Genomic DNA, 24304 nt, shown 5'->3' on the forward strand with positions numbered 1-24304 from the left:
AAACACTCATAGTGGAACGGATCGGTCGGTCCCCAGTGGAAGACCGCCTGGCTGTCCTTCTGGAACGCGGCGACGATCATACGCTCGCCTGACCTGGGGCTCCAGGACGAGGGAATGTCCGACGGCCATAATTGGTTCTAAGGGCAGTATTTGAAATTTCAACCAGAAGGATTGGCTATGCCTGCCGTCACCGCCGACATCCTGATGCTGCCACGCGTCGCCGTACCGGATCCGGCCGTCGCCGGACCGCGACCTGTGCGGTCGGTGACGACCGCACCCAGCGGCTTCGAGGGCGAGGGCTTCCCCGTACGGCGCGCGTTCGCCGGGGTGCCGCAGTCCGCGCTGGACCCGTTCATCCACATGGACCAGATGGGCGAGGTCGAGTACGCCCCAGGCGAGCCCAAGGGCACGTCATGGCATCCGCACCGCGGCTTCGAGACCGTCACCTACATCATCGACGGGATCTTCGAGCACCAGGACTCCCACGGAGGAGGCGGCACGATCGCCAACGGCGACACCCAGTGGATGACCGCCGGGTCGGGCCTGCTGCACATCGAAAAGCCCCCGGAGCACCTGGTGGTCTCGGGCGGGCTGTTCCACGGCATCCAGCTGTGGGTCAACCTGCCCCGCGCGCACAAGTTCCACCTGCCCCGCTACCAGGACATCCGGGGACGCGAGGCGGCGCTGCTCGCCTCGGCCGACGGCGGCACGCTGTTGCGGCTGATCGCCGGCGACTTGGACGGGCATGCCGGCCCGGGCATCACGTTTACCCCGATCACGATGGTGCACGCGACCATCAGCCCCGGCGCCCGGCTGGACCTGCCATGGAACCCGGGCTTCAACGCCCTCGGCTACGTGCTGGCCGGCCAGGGCTCCGTGGGCGCCGAGCGACGGCCGGTCCGCAAGGGTCAGCTCGCCGTCTTCGGCGCGGGTGGGTCGCTGACCCTCGCTGCGGACACCGCCCAGCCCCAGGCCGAACCCAACCTGGAGGTGTTGCTGCTCGGCGGGCAGCCGATCCGCGAGCCGGTCGTTCACTACGGCCCGTTCGTGATGAACACCCGCGCCGAGATCATCCAGGCGATGGAGGACTACCAGGCGGGCCGCCTGGGTGTCATCCCCGCCGAGCAGGTCCCGCACGCCGACGGGCCCTTCCCCGGAAGGGAGTGACATGCCGATCGAGAAGCTGGCCGAGGAGTATGAGCGCGGGCGGTTGTTCTTCGGACTGAAGGACTACATCGGGGCCGCGCGCATCTTGGCGGAGGTCGTGGCCGAGGCTCCGGACGACCTGGCGGCCCGGCTGCTGCTGGCCCGTGCCTATTACCACTCGGCTCAGCTCGGCCGGGCCGAGTCCGAACTCCGCCTGATCCTGGAGCGCGACCCGGTCGAGGAGTACGCCTACCTGCTGCTCGGCCGGACCCTGGAGCGGCAGAGCAGGCCGGAGGACGCCGCGCCGTACCTGCGGCTCCACGCGGCGATGACCGGGGCGGCCTGACTTAGCCTGCCCTTAACTGGTATATCGGGGCGCTGAGCGCCGCTGGCATCGCCGCCGTCTCCGCTTCCGGCGGCGCTGTGAGTTCTGGTTCCTGAGTACCGTAGTCACGGAACTCCAGGACCGTTCGCAAGGCCCCCACGGTGATCTCCAGCTTTCGTACCCGACCCTGATCGTCGACTTCTACCGTGCCCGTCAAACTCTGGTCGATCCCCTCAGCGATGATCAGCTTGAACGCGTAGTGGCCAGGACTCGTCTCCACGACGTCGTTGGCCGACTTGAGCTGCTGCAAGGCGGCCGCCGGATCCTGGAACGACTGCTTAACCAAAGCGAGCAGCGGCCCCCGCGTCTCCTGCTTCTCGGCGGCCACCCACTGCTTGCCCGCCGGTATCTGAGCCAGGATCTCCTTCGGCAGGTCCGCCGGGAGCCGGCTGTAGATCGTGTCCCCGATGAAGAGCATCTCGTACTTTGGCTCTTGGACCTGTGCCCTGCCGTACCGGGTGGCGGGGTTGAAGAAGCCGTCGACCACCCGCTCGAACGGCGGGCTGTCCGGGGTCTCCTGCGTCGTTACCACGTGGCTGCGGAAGCTCTCGGTCGCGGTCAGCTCCGCCGCCGCCACCACAGTCGCCTGCGCCGACGGCACCGTGACAAGCTGTGCCGCCACCAGCGCGACCGCCGCCAGCGCGACCAGGCTCGAGACCAGGATCGGCCACCGCCTCCGTTTGACCTTGGCCATGGGGCCGACCTCTGCCGGGAGGTGCTTGTGGAAGAGGTGCACCAAGGAGTGCGATCTATCCTGGGTGATTTCCATGATCAGGTGAGTCCTTCGAAGCGAGTGATGCGCGGCGGGAAGATCCCGCTCCGGCGGGATCCTGCGATCGGTCACAGTTCCTCCCTCTTTCGAAGCGCCATATGGCGCTCACTCCGTCTGTGTCCGGACTCGGCTTCGAGTTCCGCTCCGGATAGCTTCTTCATTCGGGCCCGCGCGCGGGAAAGCCGGGATCGTACGGTTCCCACGGGGATGTTCAGCGCCACGGCCGCGTCCTCGTAACTCAGCCCGGCCCAGACGCACAACGCCAGAACGTCCCGGTCCGCCTCCGGTAGCCGATTCACCACCGCCAGGATTTCGCGCATCTGCTGTTCGTCATCGAGTCGCTCCGCGACTTCCTGCGCCGGATCGGTGACCGAGTTCATGGACGGGAGCCGGCCGATGGCCGCCTGGTGGCGGCGCAGCGACCGAGACCGGTTACGCAAGGCGTTGTTGGCCACCCCGAGCAGCCAGGGCAGCACGGAATCATTGCTGATCCGCACCTGGCGGCGTCGTCGCCACGCCTCCAGGAACACCACCGAGGTCAGGTCTTCGGCGGCCGACCAGTCCGCGGTGCGCCGGAAGCAGTGGTTGTAGACGCTGCGAGCATGCCGGTCGAACAAAGCCCCGAAGGCCCCGCCGTCGTCACCGGCCGCACGTGACCACAACTCGAGATCTGTATCCACACCCGGTCTGTGTCCGTATGTTCAGCGAAGTTCCCAAGGATTCTTCACCATCGCACCATGACGAACACGGCCGACCCCGCGCAGTTCAGCAGGGCCGGACGTTCCACCGGGAGCCGCCTACGCTGGGGCTGTGTCCGATAACGGAGGCTGGGCCGCCCGCGTCGAGGACGTGCACGAACTGGCTCTGTCCATGCCGCATGTCACCGTCGTGTACGGGACTGGCGACAATCCGGTCTATCAAGTGGGCGGGAAGTCGTTCATCTTCTTCCGCAACCCACGGCCGGACGCAGTCGACCCGGACACTGGGGAGCGCTATGTGGATGTGATCGTCTTCTGGGTTGCGTCAGAGGCGGACAAGCAGGCACTGGTTCAGGACGAGGCGTCGCCGTTCTTTACCAACGCGCACTTCGACGGTCACCCGTCGGTGCTGCTGCGGGGTAGTCGAATCGGCGAGCTCACCCGGAACGAGCTGGCCGAGGTGGTCCAGGACGCGTGGCTGTCCCGCGCATCGGCGCGCAGAGCGGCAGCCTGGCTCCGCGCACGTCCCCCGGCGTGATCATCCCTTGCCTCCTGAGTGGTCAGTCAAGGCAGAATCTCGACGTACCCGTCGCTTCCGTGCACGCGGATCCGCTGCCCATCGGGAATCAGCCGGGTGGCGTCTACCACACTGACGACGGCCGGCAGGCCGTACTCCCGTGCGATCACTGCGCCGTGTGTCATCAATCCTCCGACCTCGGTCACCAGGCCTGTGATGGCGACGAAGAGGGGCGTCCAGCTCGGGTCCGTGTGGGCCGTGACGAGGATGTCACCCGGTTCGAGGTCAGCCTGGGCCATGTCCAGGATGACGCGGGCGCGTCCTTCGATGGTCCCGGCGGAGACCGGTAGGCCGATCAGGGCGCCGGTCGGCACGTCGTCGCGTCGGTACGCCCCGGCGATGACCTCGCCGTCCGATGTGAGCACCCGGGGCGGCGTGAGCGCGTGGTACGACCGGAACGCGTCCTTGCGCTGCTGGATTAGCTTGTCATCCACCTGGTTCGAGCGCACGACGTCGTGGAGCTCCTGGAACGTGAGGTAGAAGATGTCCTCCTTCTCGGGGAGCACGTTGGCCCGCGCGAGGCGCTCGGCCTCTTCCAGCAAGGCCTGCTTGTAGACGAAGTAGCGGCTGACGATGCCGTACTTCGGGTACTCCCGGTAGCCGATGAAGGTCCGGACCCGGTCGATCATCCGCTTGGTCTCGTCGGCCTTCTGCTCCCCGTCCGGCAGTGCCCGCAGGCGTTCAAGCACCTCCTGCGCCTTCTTCTGCGCCTTCTGCCGTCCTTGCTCGAAGCGCCGCTTGGCGGCGCCCGGCTCGAAGTTCCTGACGTTGTCGAGGATCACGGGCACGAGCGTGGTGGGGCGTTCGCGCCAACGCGGCCTCGTGATGTCGATCTCGCCGACGCAGCGCATGCCGTACCGGTCGAGGTAGGCCTCGATGGCGTCGCGCGCTTCGGTCCCGCCCGCGAACTTCGGCAGCTCGTCCAGGAAGCCGTCGTCCTCGACGCCCTGCAGGAACGCCACCACCTCCGGATGCGGGCGGATCACGTCCGCGACGTCGAGCAGCGCCAGTCCCATCTCCGACGTGACGTTGCCGGGGGCGGACAGCGTGAGGGTGTCGGCCGCGTTCTTCTCGCCCAGACATTCCCGCAGCCGGTCGTTGAGCCACCAGGTGGCCTCCATCCCCGCCATGATCGCCTGCATGCTCAATGGATCACTGAGGACCCGCTTGTGCTCCTGGAAGGCCTCCAGCAGGAACTCGAACAGCGCCGGTCCGGTCTTCGTCCGGATGTCGCGCCGCAGGGCGGCGATGGAGGCCTGGCTGCGCTCGATCAGCTCGGTGACGATGGCCGGATCGGTCTCGATCGGGGCGGACGCGCCGCCGACCGGTGGCCCGCCGGGACCGCCGTCCGGGAGCGCCGGGACGAAGTCGTGGCGGTCGAGGACGGTCTCCAGCGCGTCCCTGATCAGCGGATCGGACCTCCCCGCCATCTCCAGGAGGCCGGCGCGGCTCGCGGGCGAGGCCAGGCGCCGGGTGACGTCGACGAACAGCCTTCCGCCGGCCTCGTGCATCGGCGCCATGGCCGTCAGCTGCCACATGGAGAGCCCCAGTGGCTTCATGGGGTCGGTCATCATCTGCTGATGACCAACGGAGAGGTAGACGTGGTTGTCCCGGTCGGGGGCCGCGGGGATGGGGAACAGCGTGGTGATCGGCCGGCTCTGTACGATCTGGAAGTCATCGTCGACCAGGCACCATTCGATGTCCTGCGGGCGGCCGAAATGCGCTTCGATCCGCCGCCCGAGTTGTACGAGCCGCACGACCTGCGCTTCCGTCAGCGCCGGCTGCTCCTGCCGCTGCGGGTCGATCGCCACTTCCTGCGTTCCGCCAGCCGGCAGAGCGTGAACGGCACGCTGTTTGGCGGCGATCGCCTCGGCGACGACCTCGCCGTCGCGCACCTTGAAGACGTCCGGGTTCACCAGGCCGGAAACCAGGGCCTCGCCGAGGCCGAAGCCGGCGTCCACGGTGGCGACCTTCCGGTTGCCCGTGACGGGGTCGGCCGTGAACAGGATGCCGGCCGCATCCGGGAAGACCATCTGCTGCACGACCACGGCCATGTGGACCTTCCGGTGGCCGAAGCCGTTCCGCAGGCGGTAGGTCACGGCCCGCTCGGTGAACAGCGACGCCCAGCACCGGCTGACGTGCTGGAGGATCGCCGCCGGCCCCACGACGTTCAGGTACGTGTCCTGCTGGCCCGCGAAGGAGGCCGTCGGCATGTCCTCTGCCGTCGCGCTGGATCGCACGGCGTAGGCGGCTTGCTCGCCTCGCTGGGCGAGCGCGCGGGTGATCGCTGCCGCCAGATCGCCCGGGATGGCGATCCCTTCGATGGTCCGGCGGATCACCGCGCTGAGCGTGCGGATCGCCTCCCGGTCATCCGGGTTCAGGCGCGACAGCTGATCGAGCCGATCGTCGATCGACGGCGCTTCCGCCATGATCCGCCGGAAGGCGGCCGTCGTCACACAAAACCCGGCCGGCACGCGGATGCCTTCGATCCGTGACAGCCCGCCCAGGTGCGCGGCCTTGCCGCCAACGACCGCGACCTGCGTCTCGTCAACCTCTTGAAGATCCAACACGTACTGCTCGATCATTGCGATACCTCCGAGGCAGCCGTGCTCCGTCGCACTGCACTGGCCGATCGAATCACCGGCGCCTCGAGCTGTGTCGAACCCCTTGCTGGGCACGTCCTCATGCCTGGTTGGCTTCCCTCTGACGAGTCGGCCGGCCGCTGCGCCCGGCCGGGCGGCGCGCACCCCCGCACCTCCGCGTCAAGCGCCCGCAACTGCACCGCCAATCTCATCAGCGGTTCGAGGTCGCCGCGTCCCCCGTACATCGACAACACACCCACGTCGTGCCCCCCATTTCCTCGTCGGTGCTGTGTCCGGCCGCCGATTCTGCGGCAAGGCCCGGGTCTTGCCGCAAGCCCCCCTGCGCGCTATACGTTAGAAACGGCAAGGAGTGAGATCTTCTTGCCTTTGCCTTTGTCGTCCGCGTCGGGCTGAGATCCTTCGACCGTGGCCCATGGTGTAGGGCACCGTGTTGTCCGGGAGCAAGTCCGCTGGCACCCAATCGACTTTTGCGCATTTGCCCGGTTCGGCGTTGGTTGGTTCACCCGTCCAGGTACGCGTAACGAAGAAGAATCCCACCCGTGGGCGGCCTGAAGCGACAGCTTGCGGTGGTTCGTGCCCGGTGGTGTATTGCCGAGGACGGCCGTCGCCCGCTGTACCTCCAGGTGCCTGGAACCGGGAGGTACGCTGGCCACCATGCAGATCATCAAGGGTGCGGGGGAGTGGGTGCAGCCCGCCGCCGGGGCCGCCAACGACTGGGTTGAGCAGCTCAAGGTGCCAGATCTGTCCGTTGGGACGTACTGCATTCCGGCTGGCGGGGTTGATGACCAGAGTCCGCACACCGAGGATGAGATCTACGTGGTGACCGCAGGTCGAGCCCGGGTCGTGGCGGCGAGTGGTGAGGTGGAGGTCGGTCCTGGGGCGGTGATCTTTGTTCCGGCCGGTGAGGAACACCGCTTTGTGGACGTCACTGAGGATCTGGCTCTGTTGGTTGTGTTCGGGCCGGCCTATGGCTCGCGCACTGGGTCCCTGGCCTGATGCCTCAGAGCGCTCCCGGTGACTGTCGGAGGGGTTAGGCGCGGGTGACGATCGGGTCGTGGTAGCCGGATGCCTGGAGTCTGAACAGGCGGGCGTAGAGGCCGTTTTGGGTCATGAGTTCGTCGTGGCGGCCGATCTCGGCGAATACGCCGTCCTGGAGGACGGCGAGCGTGTCGGCGTGCCGGATGGAGCCGAGTCGGTGGGAGACGAGCACACTTGTCTGGCCGGTTCGCAGGGTCGCTATGCGTGTGTGGACCTCGTGTTCCGCCTCCGCGTCGAGGCCGGAACTCGGCTCGTCGAGGATCAGGAGATCGCTGTCACGGCGGAGCATCGCGCGAGCGAGCGCCACCCGCTGCCATTGCCCCCCGGAAAGGAATATCCCGGTGGTGTCGCCATCTTGGTCGGGCTCGTCGATGAACAGTCGAGTCAGGAGGGTTTCGTAGCCGCGGGGTAGGGAGTGCAGCGTTTCGTCGATTCCCGCATCGTGAGCGGCGGTTTTGATGGCGATTGTGTCCTTCATGAGTTCGAGCCGCCCGATCGCGATGTTCTCCCGTGCTGACATGTCGTACGCCATGAAGTCCTGGAAGACGGCGCCTATTCTGGCTCTGAGCTCCGCAGGCTCGAAGTCCCTCAGATCGATTCCGTCCCAGGTGATACGACCTGCGCTCGGATCGTACATACGGGTCAGGAGCTTCACTATCGTGCTCTTTCCCGCGCCGTTCAGGCCCACCAGCCCCATCGACGTCCCGGCCGGAATCTCAAGGCGCGCGCCACGGAGAATCCAGGGATGAGCTTCGCTGTAGCGGAACCAGACATCGTGCAGCGTGATGCCCTGGGACAGGGAAGGGACGAGTGCGGGGTGGGGTGCCACGACGAGATCTGGTTCTGTGCTCTCGATGGCTACGAAACTCCTGAACAACGCGATCTGCTCATGGGTTCGCGCCATTTGGCCGATGAGCCCGGCGAGTTGACTCTGCATCCCTCCCACGGCGGCGATGAACATTGAAATGTCGCCGACCAGCAGGGCACCGTCATGAGCGCGGATGATGGTCCAGACCAGACCGCTTCCCGCGATCAGTGCCGCCAGGCCGCCAAGCGCGAGCTGGGTTACGAGATCACGCCGATCCAACGTCCGGTTCTCGGCATTCGCCGCCTGTCGCTCGGAGACCATCCGGGTATGCAGGAAGGAGCCGATGCCGAACAGCCGGACCTCTTTCGCGGCCTGGCCGTCGGTCATCAACTGGGCGTAGAAGATCTCCCGTCGTTCGAGCGGACCTAGTCTCATGTGCATGGCGACCCGGCGCCGGGAAAGTGAAATCTCCGCCAGCAGGGTCGGCACCACACTGATCAGGATCACACCGGCCATGATCGGGCTGAGGGAGAACAGGGATCCGACGAAACCCGCGATGCCCAGGGTCGCTCCGGCGATGGCCAGAAACCCGGAGAGGATCTGGCTGGGGGTGCGACCGCCCATGGTCTGGGCCAGCTGCAGTTGGTTGAGAAAGGCGGGATCTTCGAAATGCGCGAGTCCGGGCAGCCGGTTGAGTGCGACGTACAGCCTGCTCTGCGCCTTCAGCGCGATCAATCTGTCCAACTCTGACTGGCAGTAGCGCGCACCCTCCGCCAGTGCCTTCGAGACCAGCCCCAGCGTCGCGAGCAGGCTCGCGAGAACGAGCAGCGTTCTCGCTGGAAGGTTCATCACGATGGCGTCCAGAATGAATTTGGTCAGCCATGCGACGGTGACGGGTACCGCGGCGGTGGTCACGGCGATGAGCACCGCCAGGACGACGAGCCGTGCCCTCGCCTGCCAGGCCAAGGAGAATGCCCTGGCGGTCGTGTGGACGCTGTCTCGTATTGATTTCATGGAAATCTGACATCCAAACCATGCCGGGAAATGGCGGGACCCGCTCGTTTAGGCGAAGAGATCTACCAGGTCGTCCATCAGGATGACCAGAAGCGACAGGACCAATCCCGCGACGATGGTGATTCCTGTTTCCGTGGTCCAAGAGCTGACCCCGACGTCGGCGCTGAGCATACCGACGACAGCTGCGGCCGCAAGTAAGGTATTGCGCACGATGTGCCGGGCGGAAAATTCCGACGCTTGTCGCCCAAAACAGTTGCAGGCCACGGAGCTGCCTCGACGAATCACGGTGATAATCGCCAGACTGAATGCCACGCAGAGTACGGCGGAAAGGGCGAAGGCGTACACGAGCAGAGCCGAGCTCGTCAGCAGGCCTATCGGTATCGACAGAGCGGCGACCAGCTCGGCAGTTACTATCAGGATTGCGACACTCGGTACGGCCCCGATGGGCAGGAGCCGCATTTCACGGACCGAGTCCGTGAACGATGAGAAGTGGAAGATCTTCCCGACGCTCGAGGTAAGGAAGACGGCGACGAGTAGAGTTCCGCTGAACAAGAGTGCATGGTCTGCCATCTAGCCGTCACCCACAACAGTCAGAGGGCCTGGGCCACCGGGAAACAGGCGCCGAGGTTCCATTGAGACGCTATATTATCAGCCGCCGTATCATTCGCCCCACTACTCGGTCCATCGGAACGAACCCGAAATGACGCGAATCCATACTGGACGGCAGGTTGTCGCCGAGAACGAACACATGGTTCGGTGGCACCGTTTCCAGCCCGCCCGGGAATCGGTCACCGGAAACAGCCGCGATCCGCTTGATAAGTTGCCCCGGCGAGTCAGGACGCGTGATCACCACAACGTCCCCGCGCGCATAATGTGACGGACGGCGCGCGATAATGACTCTGTCGCCCGCGTTCAGATGCGGGTGCATGCTCGGCCCATGAACATGCACGACGCCGAACTTCCGGCGCAGCACGCCAAAGGCAAAAGCTAGACAGAGCGCCACCGAGACAAGGGCTATGTAAGCGAATTCCATGGCAAGCAACCCCGGTCGAGCAGATAGGCGGTTACGCGGGTATGGTGATTCTTGAGTCCGGGCCGATCTCCGAACTGGTCGCGAGCACGTTCCCGACCCCCACGGTGACGAAGACAGGAACTCCGATGACACCGAACGCCTTGGCCACGGGCCCATTCGGCGCTTCGACGAGAACCGGGCCCAGCGCCTCCAATGTGGCCATGACATCCCCGCCATAGGCGCCGGAGAGTACGGACACGACTGTCCCCTTGTTCATGGCCGCGTAGGAGATGAAAGCCGGCATGGCCTCCTGGCAAGGTTCGCAGCCCGGCGAGAGGAAGGCGAACACCGTACCGAATTCGAGGGTGTTACGACTAACCGTCACCCCCTGTGTACTCGTGGCCACAAACCCGCCTATAGGAGTTCCCGGCGATGAGCTCAGTTGGGGGTCCCTAGCCGGGACGGGCATCACTCCTGCACCCCGCCCAACCTTTCGTGCGATACCTAGGGTGAACACCAGGTTGAGCAGAGTCAGACATAACGTCAGTATTAGCAGACTTACCTGGAGTACGATCACAATTCGGCTCCGGATAGAAGATGGAGCGGGTGGAGATTTCCGGACACCGGCACCGCAATCCATATCAGCATCACGATGCCGGAGATTCCAGCGATCAGATCACCCCACGAGAAGCCGACCGAATTGCGATCGAAGCAGCTCTCTGGGATGATCGGCATTAGCAGCTACCGCAGCCGTAGTCGGTGCTCTGGTAGTAATAGCCACCGCCGCTGGGGTAACACTTGTAGGTGACCACTAACCTCGAGTAGCTCGACGAGCAGTAGTAACAGGCGCGACTGTAAACGGTACAGCTGGCCGCCGCGTCGGATTCCGGAAGAACTGCCGACAGCAGTTCATCTCTGAAACGAGCCAAATAGCGCTTCACCGGATGATCGCTTCCTTTCTGATTGAGCCGTGCCGGGCCGAAAGAATCAGTTGAACCACGCGCCTTTCCGCTTCGCCCTACCACTGGGGCGAAGCCGGGGGCGGCTCAGATCGAGCATCGGACAGGCCGGTATAGGCGAGGTATATGCCCTGGTAGAACACGCTTTATCGTCTGTTGAGAGCCCTCCAGGTGCGCGTCGCCATCGTCGCTCGGTGGTCGGCGCTGGCGTGGTGTTCGGAGCGGTCCTGGCCTCGCGCATCGCCGACTTCTTGGCCCCGAGGCCGTAAGGCGGCACCGTTCCGGCGTTCCCGACCCTGACCGCCCGGAACATGAGGTGCTTGACCTGGTGGCCGCCTGTCGAACAGCCAGAGCGCCGCACGGTTGTTCTTGTCCCAGAAGACCGTGTGTAACTATGTGTACTCGGTGCTCAACAAGCTCCAGACCGCCGACCGGGCGGAAGCGATCATCCGCGCTTGAGACGCCGGCCTCGGCCGCTGATGGCGTGAACTGGGTTATGAGTGCTGCTGGTCTCGTGCGGACAGCAGGTTCACGGGCGGTGTCTAGCCGCTTGATCGTCGTATCCGGGCCGCAGCTTTCGACTGCTGCATGCCGCGCGTTGATCGGGACAGAGGCTGATCCGCCGAAGTGAGCGGCGGCGTCGTGACGCCGGGGTCGTTGGGCCACGGGTCCCACTCTGATCATTCACCTGCTGTCGATCATCCATTGCTGGCACTCTCGCAATGTGCTGGCGAACTTACCCCCTGTAGCAGCCAGAACTAGACAAAGATTCACCTGACCGCTGAGTCATACGTGTGTTCGAATGCGTGACTAGGGTATGAACCGAAGGTAGTTTTATGACGGATCCACTGCTGGGAGGGGAGGGATGAGCGTGGCTGCTGCTTTTGAGCCTGCTGACGCTCAGCTCAAAGATGCCCTCCTTGCCCTGCTCAAGGTTGCCAAAGAGCAAGGGCGACGTGTCACCCTCACTCGCATGAAAGCGGCGAAGTTGCTCTACCTGGCCGACCTGGCTGCGGTGAGTGACGGGATGCCGCCCATCAGTGGTGCGAGCTGGAAGTGGCACGACTACGGGCCCTTCGACTACGCGTTGTACGACGTGGAAGATCAGCTTCTTTGGTCTAACAAGATGAATCGGCAGGACGGGCGGATCCTCCAGGCAATGCACGGTTCCGTCGTTCTCAGCCTGGCCGACGATGTCAAGCAGGTGGAGGATCCTCTTCCGCCGGGCGCGATGGGTATCCTGCGGAGGATTGTGGTCGAGCATGGGGCCAAGAACGCCACCACGCTCAAGGATCTGTCATATGCGACCCCGCCGATGGCCGAAGCACAGGCAGGCGGACAACGTGGCGTCGTGCTTAACCTCGACCGCGCGCGCGAGGCCAAGAAGGTCCGGGCATTGATTGAGCGCCACCGCGCCCTTCTCCAGGACCAAGGCGTCGACCAGGATGACCCGGGCGTGGCCGCCGAGCTGATCGCCGAGCAGACAGAATTTGATGAGCTTCGCCGTCGCGCCAACACCAAGGAGCTCGGAGACGAATGATTGCCGCTATCCGCAGGGGTAGCGTCTTTCTCGTCAACGACACCGTGTTGACGCTGCCCCCCAACGACGGCCGCCAGTATCATCAGCAACGCCATGTGGTGGTGATGAGTGGGAACCTCAGGAATTCCGATCCCAACTGGCCGACCGTGCTGGTTGTCCCTACGTCCACGCAGGGCAAACTGGCCACCGCCTACTGCGTCAAGCTGGACAAGGGTGTAGGGAACCTCCCCAAGTCCTGCTGGGCGCGGGCCACGATGCCCCAACCCATCCTGAAAGAGGATTTACGGGACCGTGCCGGTGACCTGCCTCTTCCGTACGTCGATTTGATCGTCAACGGGATGCTCAACTACATGGGCCTGTTGGATTGACCCCGAGGGCCACACAGAGAATGTCCCCGTTCTCCGAAGAGAGCGGGCATTTTGGTTGAGTGGTCCGTCGGAGCCTGCGTTAGCGTGGCATGGTCCCGCGGGAGTCGGCGCGAGCCGCCTCCACCTGGGAGACCAGTTCGGCGAGGGTCGGGGTCTCGAAGAACGTGTCGAGGGTGAGTTCGACGCCGAGGCGCTTGTCCACCCGGGCGATGATCTGGGTGATCGTGAGCGAGTGACCGCCCAGGTCGAACAGGTCGTCGTCCGGGTGCACCTCCTCGACGCCCAGCACCTCGCACCAGATCGCGGTCATGACCGCCAGGATGCCCTCGTCGGCGGGACCGGCCGGGGCCGCCGACGCGGGAGCGCTCAGGGAGGCCGGTTCCGCCGGGTGCGGCGGGGGCAGGTCCTTGAGCCGCTTGTACGGCGTCGCCGCCAGCGCGGCCAGCAACGCGGCCAGGTCGGCGGCGACCAGATCGGCCGACGCCCGGCTCAGGCAGGCGGGATCGAACGACAACCGCGCGCCCACACCGTCCACAACCTGCACATGCAGGGTGTTCCTGAGCGCGCCGCCGGCGGTCATCCACTCGACCGAGCTGGCCAGGCCGGGGAACTCGGGATCCGGCGCCGACCGTTTGCGGTAGCTGAGCGATACGGGGGCCAGCGCCGCCCGTGGCGTGATCCCGGTCACCGCGCGGGCGAGAGGAACGCGGCGGTGGCGGTAGATCTCGCGGAGTTCGGCGCGGACGTTGCGGGCGAACTGGGCGAAGGAGTCGGTCGAGCTCGGGGTGGTGAAGACGGGCAGCTCGTTGGCGAACAGGCCGATGGTGTCCTGGTCCGCGGCGGTTCTGGTGGAGAGGTCGACGGCGACGGTTTGCGGGCCGGGGCGGTAGCCGTACAGGAGGGTGTGCAGGAGGGAGACCAGGGCTTCGAAGCGGGTGACGCCGAGCGATTCGGCGAGCTGGCCGAGTTCGGGGTCGAGTTTGAGGTCGACCGCGTCGGCGGGGGTGGCGCGCAGGGAGAGCGCGGTCAGGCCGGGGAGGGCGAGGTCGACGGGGTCGCGCCAGCGGGGGCGCCAGAATTCCGTGGCGGCGGCGATGTCGGCCGGTTCGGACTCCGAAGCCGTGGGGGGTGAAAGGGGTGAACCGCTGTAAGCCAGGGCGAGGTCGCGGACCAGGAGGTCCTTGGAGACGCCGTCGAAGACCGCGTGGTGGGCGACCACGAGCAGCTCGTGCTCGGATCCGGACGAGGTCAGGATGAACCGGGTCAGCGGGCCGGTTGCGAGGTCGAACCGTACCTCGGCGGGACCTGGTTCGAGCGCGGGCGGCGTCGCGGCGGGGACCAGGCCGACCACGCCGTCGCGGTCGGCCAGGGCCTTGCCCAGCAGCGGATGGCGTTCGACCACGGCGGCGCACGCGGCGGCGAGCGCGGCCCGGTCCAGCTCCCCGGTGAGCCGGATGAGTAGCGGCATGTGGTGGGCGCGCGGGTCGCCCCCGAGCCTGTCGGTGACCCACATGCCGTGCTGGGCGGGGGAGGCCTGCTCCCAGATCAGCGACGAGGACATGTCACTCGCTTTCCTCGCGCGGCGTCCCGAGCAGGCCGCGCAGTTCGGTCTTGAGGATTTTGCCCGACGGGTTCTTGGGGAGCGTGTCGAGCAGCAGGATGTGCGCGGGGAGCTCGTGCCGGGCCAGCCGGGTGGCCAGGAACGCGCGCAGGTCGTTGGCGGAGACGTCGGCTACCACGGCGGCGGCCACCGCCGTGCCCAGCGAAGGGTCGGGCACGCCGAAGACGGCGGCTTCGACCACGTCCGGATGTTCGTACAGGGCGGCTTCCACCATGATCGTGGAGACCTTGAAGGCGCCGGACTTGACCACGTCGCTCTCGCGGTCGACCAGGTAGAGGTAGCCCTCCTCGTCGAGGTAGCCGAGGTCGCCCATGCGGATCCAGCCGTCCTTGAAGACCGCGCCGGTGGCCTCGCCGTCGCCGACGTACGAGCGGGGGGCCGCGCCGGAGCGCAGCCATACTTCGCCTGTTTCGCCTGGTGGGAGCGTGCCGTCGCCGATCCGCAGGCCGCTGCCGAACGCGGGGCGGCCGAGCGCGGCCGGACGTTTCGGATCGAAGATCATCACGGTTTGGGCGGGTGCGGCTTCGGTGGAGGTGTAGTAGTTCGTCACCGTCGCCTTCGGGAACGCCTTCGTGAGCCGGAGCGCCAGCGCGGGCGGCAGGGCGGCGGCGGCCGAGCCGAGCAGCAGCACCGAGGAGAAGTCATGCCGGTCGGGCGCGCCCGAGGCGAGGAGCTCGTTGGCCATGGTCGGGACCAGGAAGACCGTGCCGACGCCGTGCGACTCGATCAGGCGGGCGAATCTGGACGGGGTGAACACGGGAGGGGTGAGCATGGCCGGGAAGGCGTCCAGCGCGTTGAGCAGCATGGCCTGACCGGCCTGGGTGCCGATCGGGAAGGCGTGCAGGAAGTGTTTGGAGTGCCGGAACATCCGGCGCGCGGGCGGCCCGCCCCGGCCGAAGGCCAGGTTCGCGTGGGTGGCGCCGACTCCTTTCGGCCGTCCGGTGGTGCCGGAGGTGTAGAGGATCTGCGCCAGATCCTTCGGCCGTGGCCCCTCGGGGAGGTCGCCGTGGGCGAGTTCGAGTTCGGTCACGACCGACGACCAGCCTTCGATCTTGGGCGGGCGTAACCGGGAGGCGTGCACGATGCCCACGGCTCCGCAGTCGCGTACCAGGAACTCCAGCTCGGGTTCGGCCAGCCGGTCCGACAGCGGCACCGCCACCGCCCCGGCCATCAGCACCCCGACGTACGCCACCGCGTAGTCGGCCCAGTCCCGGGACCCGAACAGCAGCGCCACCCGCTCGCCCGCCCGGGCCGGCAGCCCGCGCGCCACGGCGGCCGAACGCCGCTCCCACGCCCCGAACGTCAGCGAGTCCACCCCCGCGACCTCGATCGCGACCCGGGCGGCGTCCTCCCGCGCGCGCGTACGGAGCAGCTCGGCCAGCATCACGGCGCGACCTCCAGCTCACCCGGCCGGGCGTCCCTGAAGGCCGACTCCACCACGAGCTCCTCCACCGCGCGCAGCAGCCCGACCATCCGGCTCTGCGGCAGGCGGCAGGTGTCGGCGTTCAGGCCGATCGACAGGATGCCGCTCTGGCGGGTCACGAAGAAGCAGAAATTGCAGGTGAAATGGTCCACCCCCGGCAGCCACTCGATCCGGGAGGACGTCACCGAGGTGCGGATCGCGTCCTCGCCCGGCGAGCTCTCCTGCAGAGCGCTGTGATCGACCGGGCGCATGTCGTTGAAGCAGCACGACGGGTCGACCTTGACCGCGCGGTCCGCGCTCACCCGCTCCACCATGGCCTCCCAGGCCAGCTGGTCGTACTGGGCGTGCCGGTAGGCGCGCATCGCCTCCGGCAGGGTGGCCTCCAGCGTCTCGGCCAGCGTCGCGTCGGGATCGGGGGACATCGTGAACAGGCCGAGCTGGCTGAGCGAGGTCACCAGATCCCTGGTCTCCGGCCGGAACCGGTTGTGCACGATCGGGGTGATCACGCAGGTCTCGTGCGGGGTGATCGTGCCGATCAGCGCCGAGACGGCGGTGAGCAGCACGGTCGCCGTGCTCATGTGATGCCGCGCGGCCACGATCGTGACCGCGTCCTCCAGCGCCCGCGACTCCAGCATCGCCTTGCTCCAGCGCGGCGAGCCCGGCTCGGCGACCAGATCGGGGAACATCGTCGGCGGGCCCTTGCGGTAGCCCGCCTCCCAGTGCGCCAGCGCCCGCTCGGACCGGTTCCGCCCCACGCCGGACTCCTGCTCGGCCACCAGATCGAGCACCTGCTGGGACGGCGGCCTGGCCAGGCTCCCGCGCAGCAGCAGCTGGCGCAGGTCGCGGACCACGATGTCGGCCGCGTAGCCGTCCACGGCGGTGTGGCACAGCACCACCCCGACCTGCCGCACCACGTCGTCGACGGTGATCAGCCCGATCCGGACCGGCCACTCCTCGACCAGGTCGAACGAGCGCGCGGCCAGATCCAGGACCAGGCCCTCGGCCGCCTTCTCCGCCTCCTGCTCGGTGGCCGCCAGCACCTGCCGCTCTAGCCAGCCGGTCTCCGACACGATCTGGAACGGCTGGCCGTCCGCGTGGAGGGCGATCCTGGACCGCAGCGAGTCGTGCCGCGCGACCAGCGCGACCACGGCCGAGGTCACCTGCTCCACCGTGTACGGGCCGCGCCCGCGCGGCATCGGCAGCACCCGCCAGAGGTTGAAATAGTGCGCGCTCGCCGGACCGGCCTGCCGCATGGCCTCGTAGATGGACCGCTGCCCCCACGCCAGGTTCGCGCGGCCCCCGCGCCCGCCCGAGAAGCGCACGCGCTCGCTCATCGCAGCCTCCCGGCCACGTCCGCGACCAGGTTCGCGAAGTCGTCCACCAGGCCGGGGTCCACGTCCACGCCGAACTCGTCCTCGATGGCGTCCACCAGCCGGATCAGGCTGAGCGAGGTCACGCCGAGCGCGGCCAGCGAGTGCCGCGCGGCCAGCACGTCGTCGGCCGAGATCTGGTCGTCGGTGGCGGCGGCCACCATGACGGCCAGCCGGTTCTCCAAGGGGTCCTGCACTATGTTCACCTCCAGGTCTGGGCTGTCTCTTGGGACGCCTCGCCGAGCAGCCGCTCGGCTTCGTCCTCCGGCATCGCCGCCAGCTCCTCGCGCAGGCGCTCCTCGAGGGCGGCGGCCAGGTCGGCGACCGTACGCCGGGCGAACAGCGTGCGCAGCGGCAGCTCGATTCCGGTGATGACGGCCAGCCGCACGCTCACCCGGACCGTCATCAGCGAGTGACCCCCGATCCGGAAGAAGTCGTCGAACACCCCGATGGGACTGCCAGGGCCGAGCACGTCGGTCCAGACCTCGGCGACCAGCTCCTCGGCGTCGGTCCTGGGGGCGACGAACTCCGGCCGGCCGGAGCCGGGCAGTCCCTCCGGCGGCGGCAGCGCGCGGCGGTCCACCTTGCCGTTGGCGGTCAGCGGGAGGGCGTCCAGGCCGAGCAGGAAGGCCGGGATCATGTACTCGGGCAGGCGGTCGGCCAGCTGCCGGAGGAGGTCGTCCTGGTCGGCGGGCGGGGGGACGACGTAGGCGAGGAGGATCTCGTCGTAGACGGCGGCGACGGCCTGGCGTACGCCGGGGAGGCTTTCCAGGACGGATTCGATCTCGCCGAGTTCGATGCGGTGGCCGCGGAGTTTGATCTGGTTGTCGGCGCGGCCGAGGAATTCCAGGGTGCCGTCGGGGCGGTGGCGTACGGTGTCGCCGGTGCGGTAGAGGCGGGCGCCGGGCGGGCCGTACGGGTCGGGGACGAAACGGTCGGCGGTGAGGGCGGGGCGGCCGTGGTAGCCGAGGGCGACGCCGGAGCCGCCGATGAGGAGCTCGCCGGGGACGCCGATCGGAAGCGGGTCGAGGTGCTCGCCGACGACGTAGCAGCGGGTGCCGCCGATGGGGGAGCCGATGCGGATCTCGTCAGGATTTTCCGGGACTTCCCAGGAGGTGGACCAGATGGTGGTCTCGGTGGGGCCGTAGACGTTGATCAGGCGGGCGACGCGGGGGCGCAGCTCTCTGGCCAGGGCAGGCGGGAGGGCTTCGCCGCCTGCGAGGGCTACCAGGGCGGGGTCGCGGAAACCTGTGTCGAGGAGGGCGCGCCAGCCGGAAGGGGTGGCCTGGGCGTGGGTGACGCGCTCGGCGCGGATCAGGCGGGCCAGCGCGGGGGCTTCGGCGGATTCGGCGAGGACGACGGTGCCGCCGGTGGCGAGCGGGAGGTAGAGCTCCAGGGCGGAGATGTCGAACGAGAGGGAGGTCGCGGCCAGCCAGACGTCGCCGGGCGCGGAACCGAGCTGGTCGGCCATCGCGGCGAGCAGGTTGGCCAGCGCGGAGTGCGGGACGGTCACGCCCTTCGGCTGGCCGGTCGAACCCGACGTGTACAGCACATAGGCTGGATCACCCGGCGACGGGGGAAATTTCGGATTTGTGGCCCTGGCTTCGGGGTTCGTGGACGCTTCGGAGCTCGGGGGCGGCTCGGGGCTTGAGGGCGGTTCGGGGCTCGAGGATGCTTCGCGGTCCGGGAGGGTTTTGAGGGACAGGGGCTTGGCGCCGGAATCCGCGAGGACGAAAGCACGGCGTGCGGGCGGATACTCCGGGTCGAGCGGGACATAAGCCGCACCCGTTCGCTGGACCGCGAGCAATGCCACCAGCAGATCCGTGGTCCGAGGCAGCTGGATCGCCACCAGGTCGCCACGCCCCGCCGGAATCCGCGCGGCCAGTTCCGTGACCCGCCGATCGAGCTCGGCGTAGGTCAGCCGATCCGGCCCGCACACCAGCGCGAGCGCGTCCGGCCGGACCTCGACCTGCGCGGCGAACATCGCGTCGAAGGTGCCGGAAACCCCCGGAGCGGTCTGATTCCAACCGCGCACCACCAGATCGCGTTCGTCCCCGCGCGGCGCGGCCAGCCGCGACAACCGGATCTCCGGGTCCAGGAGCACCCGCTCCAAGATGTCCTGATATCCCGCGACATACCGCTGGATAGTCTCCCGGTCGAACAGATCGCTGTTGTAGACCGCCAGCATGCCCTTCTCCCACACCGCGAACCGCAACTCGTGCGTCGCGTGCGGAAAATCCGGCTCCACGTGCTCGGTCTCGACCCCCGGCAGGGTCAGCGTCGGATTCGCCAGGTTGAACAGCCCGAACATCGCCTGGAACAGCGGCGTCCTGCTCTGGTCCCGCGGCACGTCCAGCGCCGTCAGCAGCTGGTCGAACGGCACGTCCCCATGCCGGTACGCCGCCAGCAACCGGGACCGCGTCCGCCGCAACGACTCCCGGAAGGTCGGATCCCCCGACAGATCCCCCCGCAACACCAGCGTGTTCGCGAACAGCCCGATCAGCGGCTCGTACTCCTGCTTCCGCCGCCCGGCCGTGGCGAACCCGATGGAGATGTCGGTGCTCCCGCTCCGCCCGGACAGCAACGCCTGGTAGGCCGTCATCAGCACCATGAACGGAGTGCAACGTTCCGCCGCCGCGAACCTGTCCACCGCCTGCAGCAGCGATTCCGGCAGGTCGCGCTGCACGTGCCCGCCGGCGGTGGTCGCCACCGGCGGCCGGGGCCGGTCGGCCGGCAGCTCCAGCGCCTGCGCCCCCACCAGCACGTCCGTCCAGTAGTCCAGCGACTTGGGCGCCCCCGTGTCCGCCGCCAGGAGGAACTCGGAGTACTGCGCCGGGAGCGGTGGCGGTTCCTCCCCGCCGTACAGCAGGGCCAGCTCGTGCCGCAGCAGCCCGAGCGACCAGGCGTCGGCCACGATGTGGTGCACGACCAGGCAGAACGTGAACCGCTCAGGACCGGTGGCGATGAGGGTGGCCCGGATCAGCCGGTCGGCGGCGAGGTCGAAGGGCCGGGAGATCCGGTCGGTCACCAGCGGGTCCGGCGCCTCGGCGGCGATCAGCTCGAGCGCGAACGGCTCCGGCGGGTCGACGACCTGCGCGGGGGCGCCGTCCCGGAGCGGGAACCGGGCGCGCAGCACCTCGTGCCTGGTGGTGATCTCGGTCAGCGCCGCCGCGAGCCGGTCCGGGTCGACCGGACCGCTCAGCCGCGCGACGTGGAACAGGTGGTACGACGGGTCCCGGGGATCGAGCCTGTGCAGGAACCACAAACGTTCCTGTGCGAGTGACAAGGGGAGCATCGAAGCCCTTTGACCAGCGACTTATTTGATGGGAACGCTCCCACCGTGGGACCGTTTCGTCAAGATCCACCCATCACAGCAGGATGGATGGCCTGTGCGGATATGAAACTTTCATCCGATAAAGCCGGGACGGCTGCCGCCACGGGGGGCGGCAGCCGTCCCGGATCTAACTAGATCAACCTGCGGGGAAGAACGAGCCGTAGTCGGCCAGCGCCATCGCGACGTCCGCCTGAGCCCAGAATCGGTGGTAGGTGAACGTCGGCACCGCGCCGCCGTTCAGGTAGGTCTGCACCTTCGGCCAGTCAGGGTCGCTGGTGTAGAAGGAGCGGATGCCGAGGAAGGTCTTGCCCGGCACGATGGTGTCGCCGTTGGGCATGACCCCGCTGTAGCCGGACGGGATGTACAGACCCGTCTGGTTGGCCGAGGTCCACACGTCGTCGAACCTGTTGTAGTCGGCGCGCGGTTCGGCTGTGACGATGCCGCGGGAGTCCTTCAGCAGGAGCAGCCGGTCCAGCAGGCCCTTGGCCGTGTTCTTGGCCGAGATACCGAGCGTGCTGGTGGGCTCCTTGGCGGCGTAGTAGATCAGCGTCCGGGCGTACGCGGCGGCGACTCCGACGTCCTGGGAGAACGTGCGGACCGTCACGTGCAGGCCGGGGTTGTCGGCCGGAGTGCCCGTGGTGCTGCTGAAGCTGGCCGAAGGAGCGCCGCTCCAGTCCATCTCGCTGGGGATCTGGAAGTTGCTGCCGGTGCCGAGCGTGGTCTGCGAGATGGCCCAGGCCACCCACTTGTCCAGCACGGTCTTGGCCATCGCGTTGCCGGTCACGTAGTACAGCTCCGCGAGGCGCTGCACGCCCCAGCCCTGGAAGCCGAACCACTGGTTCGAGGGCGGGTCGTGGTAGACCGGGTCGACGTCGTACGTCATGCCGAAGAACTGCGGAGCGCCCGCCGGCCGGGCGGCGTACGCGCCGTCCCAGCTGTTGGTCGCGCCACCGGCGATGGCGCCCTCAGCCGACTGCAGCCACTTGTAGAACTGCACCTGCCGGGTGAGGCTCTGGTTCCAGTCGGCGGCCGCGGTCGGCGACTGCGGGCGCAGCGCCGTCGGACCGGCCGGGGACAGCGCCCACGCGGCGAGCGGGTTCTGGTAGCCGCCGTGGTTGTGGCTGGAGCCGATCCGCCACGACCACGCGCCGTCCAGCGCGCCGCCCCACGCGAAGTACCAGTTCAGCAGGTACGCCGAGCTGCTCTTGCCGGAACCCGCGGTACAGGTGGGCGAGGCGCAGCCGGGGTTCTTGAAGTACTTGTCGTACATCGCGTAGCGCAGGTAGTCGCCCAGCTTGGCGGCCTTGGTGAGGGTCCCCGAGATCTGGGACTGGTTGCCCTGCTCGGTCGCCCAGGTCAGCGCCCAGTAGGCGGCCTGAACGGCGCGGGCGTCGGCGTCCGGGGCGTTGGTGTAACGCCACTGGGCGGCGGCGGTGCCCTGGATGAACAGCGGCTGGTAGCCCTGGCCGGACTGGCCGTACCGCTGCGTCTCGCACGAGGGGTGCGGGACGGTCTCCCAGACCGACTCCTGCGGGCCGCGCTGGTAGGTGTTGATGTAGGTGACCCGCTTGGTGTTGTCGCCGCACTCGGTGAGCGAGCTGCCCCGCCCGGTGCCGTAGCCGTAGACGTCGTCGACGTCGATCAGCCAGTGCATGGCGTACATGTTGCGGTTGCCGTACGTCGAGGCGAGTTCGTTGGCCAGCGGGTCCTGGCCCGCGACGACGCTGGTGCTGAGCGGCGACGGGTACTGGCTCGGCTGGTTGAACTCGGGCGCGTAGTCGGCCGGGTCCGCCGGGTTGTAGCTGGTCTGGCCGCCGGGCTGGCCGGCCGCGGACGGGATGATGTAGTTCTCCATCAGGGTCCAGGCGGCGTTGAACGGCGCCCAGTTCTGGGTGACGCGGCCGTACTGCGCCTCCAGCCAGAGCAGGAAGCTGAACGCCTCCGACGTGGTCTCGTGACCGTGGTCTGGGGCCTCCACCATGAGCGTCTCGACCGAGTGGTACGGGATGCCCTCAGGCGAGAGGTAGCCGCTCGCGGATGCCTTCAGCTTGTCGTACTGGGCCTGGAACTCGGTCAGGTACGCGTTGGTGCTGCCCGGCTCGTCGTCGGCCTCGGTCGCGGTGACCGGAACCGTGGTCAGGCCGCTGGAGGCGACGTTGATGGTGCGCGAGCCGTTGGTGTTGTCGGCGTCCTGCGCCGCCGAGAGCGTGACGCTCTGCGCGGTGGCGAAGTTGGCCGGAGTGAAGGTCAGCGTGGCGCCGCCGGTCACGGTGATGTTGGTGTCACCGGTGGCCGCGGCGGTGTTGGTCACCGTCACGTTGGCGGTCGGCGCGATGGCCAGCCGGACGCTGTAGATCGCGGTGGAGCCCTCCGGCACGCTCAGGCTGGTCGGGGTGACGACCAGGGACTGGGTGGTGACCGGGTCGTCGTCCGCCTCCGTCGCCGTGATCGGGGTGACGGGCCCGCCGGAGCCACAGGTCAGGTTGATGGTCCGGGTGCCGTTGGTGGTGTCGGCGTCCTGAGCGGCGCTCAGGGTCACGTTCTGCGGCGTCGCGAAGTTGGCCGGGGTGAAGGTCAGCGAAGCGCCGCCGGTGACGGTGATGTTGGTGTCACCACCGGTCGCCGCCGCGCTGGTCACGACCACGTTCGCGGTCGGCGCCTGGTTGAGCCGCACCGAGTACGTGGCCGTGCCGCCCTCGGGCACGCTCACCATCGTCGGGGTCACGATGCAGGACAGCGTCGTGGTCGGATCGTTGTCCACCTCGGTCGCGGTCACCGCCACCGTGGTCAATCCGGCGGAGGCCACATTGATGGTCCGCGTCCCGTTGGTGGTGTCGGCGTCCTCGGCCGCGGCCACGGTCACGTTCTGCGGGGTGGCGAAGTTCGCCGGCGTGAACGTCAGGCTGGCGCCGCCGGAGACGGTCAGGTTGGTGTCCCCGGTGGTCGCGGCGGTCGAGGTGACCGTCACGTTGGCCGTGGGCGCCGACTGCAGCCGCACCGAGTAGGTCGCGGTGCCGCCCTCGGGCACGTTCACGCTGGTCGGCGTGACCACCAGGGCCTGGGTCGTCACCGGGCCAGTACACGGGGTGCCGTTCAGCGAGAACGCGGTCGGGTTGGTGTTGGTCCCGCTGAAGGTGAAGTTGGCGCCGGGCTGGACGACCGCGTTGGCGGCCAGGTTGGGCGCCCAGGAGGGGGCGTCGATGGTGACGTTGGCGCCGGACTGGCTCCAGGTGCCTTCCCAGCCGTTCTGGAGGGTCTGGTTGCCGGGGAAGGTGTAGGTGATCCGCCAGTTGGACACCGGGTCGCCGAGGTTCTGGAGCCGGACGGACGCGCCGAAGCCGTTGCCGCCCTCCCAGGTCTTCGTGTATGTCACCTGACAGGCCACGGCGGCGTTCGCCGGGGTCGAGGGGACGGTGGCAAGAGCGAGGGCAGTGGCGAACGCAGTCGCCACCGCCATCAAACGCCCTCGCCAGGATCTTGATCTCAAACTGATCATCTCCCAGCCATATGGGGTCCACGCCGTCCCGGTTTTGCGGGTGTACGGCTCCAAGCGCGCCCAACCCCCTCATTGGGAGCGCTCCCAATGTCCGTTGGTTTCGGGGGGGCGTACAGGGTGTTTCGCCAACATGACGGGGT

Annotated in this window: 20 protein-coding genes; 7 read left to right on the forward strand and 13 right to left on the reverse strand. The window is 67.7% G+C overall.

From position 1 onward, the window contains the following. Positions 1 to 177 precede the first annotated feature (177 nt). On the forward strand, positions 178 to 1167 hold the full coding sequence (locus tag Amac_RS00480; protein ID WP_155352248.1) for a pirin family protein: 990 nt from the start codon (positions 178 to 180) through the stop codon (positions 1165 to 1167). A gap of 1 nt (position 1168) precedes the next feature. Then, positions 1169 to 1492 carry a tetratricopeptide repeat protein gene (locus Amac_RS00485; protein WP_155352249.1) on the forward strand — a complete coding sequence of 108 codons (324 nt, stop codon included), beginning with the start codon at positions 1169 to 1171 and terminating at the stop codon, positions 1490 to 1492. A 1-nt stretch (position 1493) separates the two neighbouring features. Here Amac_RS00485 and Amac_RS00490 read toward each other — a convergent pair whose 3' ends face one another. After that, positions 1494 to 2375, reverse strand: coding sequence for a hypothetical protein (locus Amac_RS00490; protein ID WP_155352250.1), 882 nt, complete (start codon positions 2373 to 2375; stop codon positions 1494 to 1496). Beyond that, entirely contained in the window at positions 2372 to 2983 is a 612-nt protein-coding gene (locus Amac_RS00495) for an RNA polymerase sigma factor (RefSeq protein ID WP_155352251.1), read from the reverse strand. The genes Amac_RS00490 and Amac_RS00495 overlap by 4 nt, the downstream gene beginning before the upstream one ends. A 130-nt stretch (positions 2984 to 3113) precedes the next feature. Between Amac_RS00495 and Amac_RS00500 the strand changes: the two genes are divergently transcribed. Further along, positions 3114 to 3539, forward strand: coding sequence for an MmcQ/YjbR family DNA-binding protein (locus Amac_RS00500; protein WP_218040803.1), 426 nt, complete (start codon positions 3114 to 3116; stop codon positions 3537 to 3539). Positions 3540 to 3565: 26 nt separating this feature from the next. Here the strand turns inward: Amac_RS00500 and rph are convergent, their stop codons facing one another. Continuing rightward, on the reverse strand, positions 3566 to 6163 hold the full coding sequence (gene rph / locus Amac_RS00505) for a rifamycin-inactivating phosphotransferase (RefSeq protein WP_155352252.1): 2598 nt from the start codon (positions 6161 to 6163) through the stop codon (positions 3566 to 3568). Positions 6164 to 6835: 672 nt separating this feature from the next. Between rph and Amac_RS00510 the strand changes: the two genes are divergently transcribed. Continuing rightward, on the forward strand, positions 6836 to 7177 hold the full coding sequence (locus Amac_RS00510) for a cupin domain-containing protein (RefSeq protein WP_155352253.1): 342 nt from the start codon (positions 6836 to 6838) through the stop codon (positions 7175 to 7177). Between the two features lie 34 nt (positions 7178 to 7211). Here Amac_RS00510 and Amac_RS00515 read toward each other — a convergent pair whose 3' ends face one another. The 4 genes from Amac_RS00515 to Amac_RS00530 form a co-directional block, all read right to left on the reverse strand. Continuing rightward, entirely contained in the window at positions 7212 to 8954 is a 1743-nt protein-coding gene (locus tag Amac_RS00515; protein WP_170322236.1) for an ABC transporter ATP-binding protein, read from the reverse strand. Between the two features lie 135 nt (positions 8955 to 9089). Next, on the reverse strand, positions 9090 to 9611 hold the full coding sequence (locus Amac_RS00520; RefSeq protein ID WP_155352255.1) for a MauE/DoxX family redox-associated membrane protein: 522 nt from the start codon (positions 9609 to 9611) through the stop codon (positions 9090 to 9092). 70 nt (positions 9612 to 9681) lie between these two features. Beyond that, the gene (gene lepB / locus Amac_RS00525) at positions 9682 to 10074 is read right to left on the reverse strand and encodes a signal peptidase I (RefSeq protein WP_155352256.1); all 393 of its coding nucleotides are present in this window, start codon (positions 10072 to 10074) and stop codon (positions 9682 to 9684) included. A 31-nt stretch (positions 10075 to 10105) separates the two neighbouring features. Continuing rightward, a complete protein-coding gene (locus Amac_RS00530; protein ID WP_155352257.1) occupies positions 10106 to 10357 on the reverse strand; it encodes a thioredoxin domain-containing protein in 252 nt (83 codons plus the stop codon). Between the two features lie 991 nt (positions 10358 to 11348). On the opposite strand from Amac_RS00530, the gene Amac_RS57795 reads away from it, so the two are divergent. The 3 genes from Amac_RS57795 to Amac_RS00545 all read left to right on the forward strand — a co-directional run bounded on the left by Amac_RS57795 (position 11349) and on the right by Amac_RS00545 (position 12920). After that, positions 11349 to 11471 carry a response regulator transcription factor gene (locus tag Amac_RS57795; RefSeq protein ID WP_155352444.1) on the forward strand — a complete coding sequence of 41 codons (123 nt, stop codon included), beginning with the start codon at positions 11349 to 11351 and terminating at the stop codon, positions 11469 to 11471. Between the two features lie 406 nt (positions 11472 to 11877). Beyond that, on the forward strand, positions 11878 to 12552 hold the full coding sequence (locus Amac_RS00540; protein WP_155352258.1) for a Panacea domain-containing protein: 675 nt from the start codon (positions 11878 to 11880) through the stop codon (positions 12550 to 12552). Next, positions 12549 to 12920, forward strand: coding sequence for a type II toxin-antitoxin system PemK/MazF family toxin (locus tag Amac_RS00545; protein ID WP_155352259.1), 372 nt, complete (start codon positions 12549 to 12551; stop codon positions 12918 to 12920). The genes Amac_RS00540 and Amac_RS00545 overlap by 4 nt, the downstream gene beginning before the upstream one ends. Positions 12921 to 12999: 79 nt before the next feature. On the opposite strand, the gene Amac_RS00550 is transcribed toward Amac_RS00545, so the two are convergent. The 6 genes from Amac_RS00550 to Amac_RS00575 all read right to left on the reverse strand — a co-directional run bounded on the left by Amac_RS00550 (position 13000) and on the right by Amac_RS00575 (position 24125). Then, positions 13000 to 14481, reverse strand: a complete 1482-nt coding sequence (locus Amac_RS00550) for a condensation domain-containing protein (RefSeq protein ID WP_155352260.1) — start codon at positions 14479 to 14481, stop codon at positions 13000 to 13002. Position 14482: 1 nt separating this feature from the next. After that, positions 14483 to 15925 carry a class I adenylate-forming enzyme family protein gene (locus Amac_RS00555; protein WP_155352445.1) on the reverse strand — a complete coding sequence of 481 codons (1443 nt, stop codon included), beginning with the start codon at positions 15923 to 15925 and terminating at the stop codon, positions 14483 to 14485. After that, positions 15925 to 17298, reverse strand: a complete 1374-nt coding sequence (locus Amac_RS00560; RefSeq protein ID WP_155352261.1) for a condensation domain-containing protein — start codon at positions 17296 to 17298, stop codon at positions 15925 to 15927. Before Amac_RS00560 ends, Amac_RS00555 begins: the two co-directional genes overlap by 1 nt. Continuing rightward, positions 17295 to 17540 carry an acyl carrier protein gene (locus Amac_RS00565; protein ID WP_155352262.1) on the reverse strand — a complete coding sequence of 82 codons (246 nt, stop codon included), beginning with the start codon at positions 17538 to 17540 and terminating at the stop codon, positions 17295 to 17297. The genes Amac_RS00560 and Amac_RS00565 overlap by 4 nt, the downstream gene beginning before the upstream one ends. Then, a complete protein-coding gene (locus Amac_RS00570) occupies positions 17537 to 20620 on the reverse strand; it encodes a non-ribosomal peptide synthetase (RefSeq protein ID WP_170322237.1) in 3084 nt (1027 codons plus the stop codon). Before Amac_RS00570 ends, Amac_RS00565 begins: the two co-directional genes overlap by 4 nt. Positions 20621 to 20804: 184 nt before the next feature. Beyond that, positions 20805 to 24125: a glycoside hydrolase family 48 protein gene (locus tag Amac_RS00575; RefSeq protein ID WP_170322238.1), complete on the reverse strand. Its 3321-nt coding sequence runs from the start codon at positions 24123 to 24125 to the stop codon at positions 20805 to 20807. Positions 24126 to 24304 lie beyond the last annotated feature (179 nt).

The sequence above is a fragment of the Acrocarpospora macrocephala genome (genome assembly GCF_009687865.1).
Lineage (GTDB): Bacteria > Actinomycetota > Actinomycetes > Streptosporangiales > Streptosporangiaceae > Acrocarpospora > Acrocarpospora macrocephala.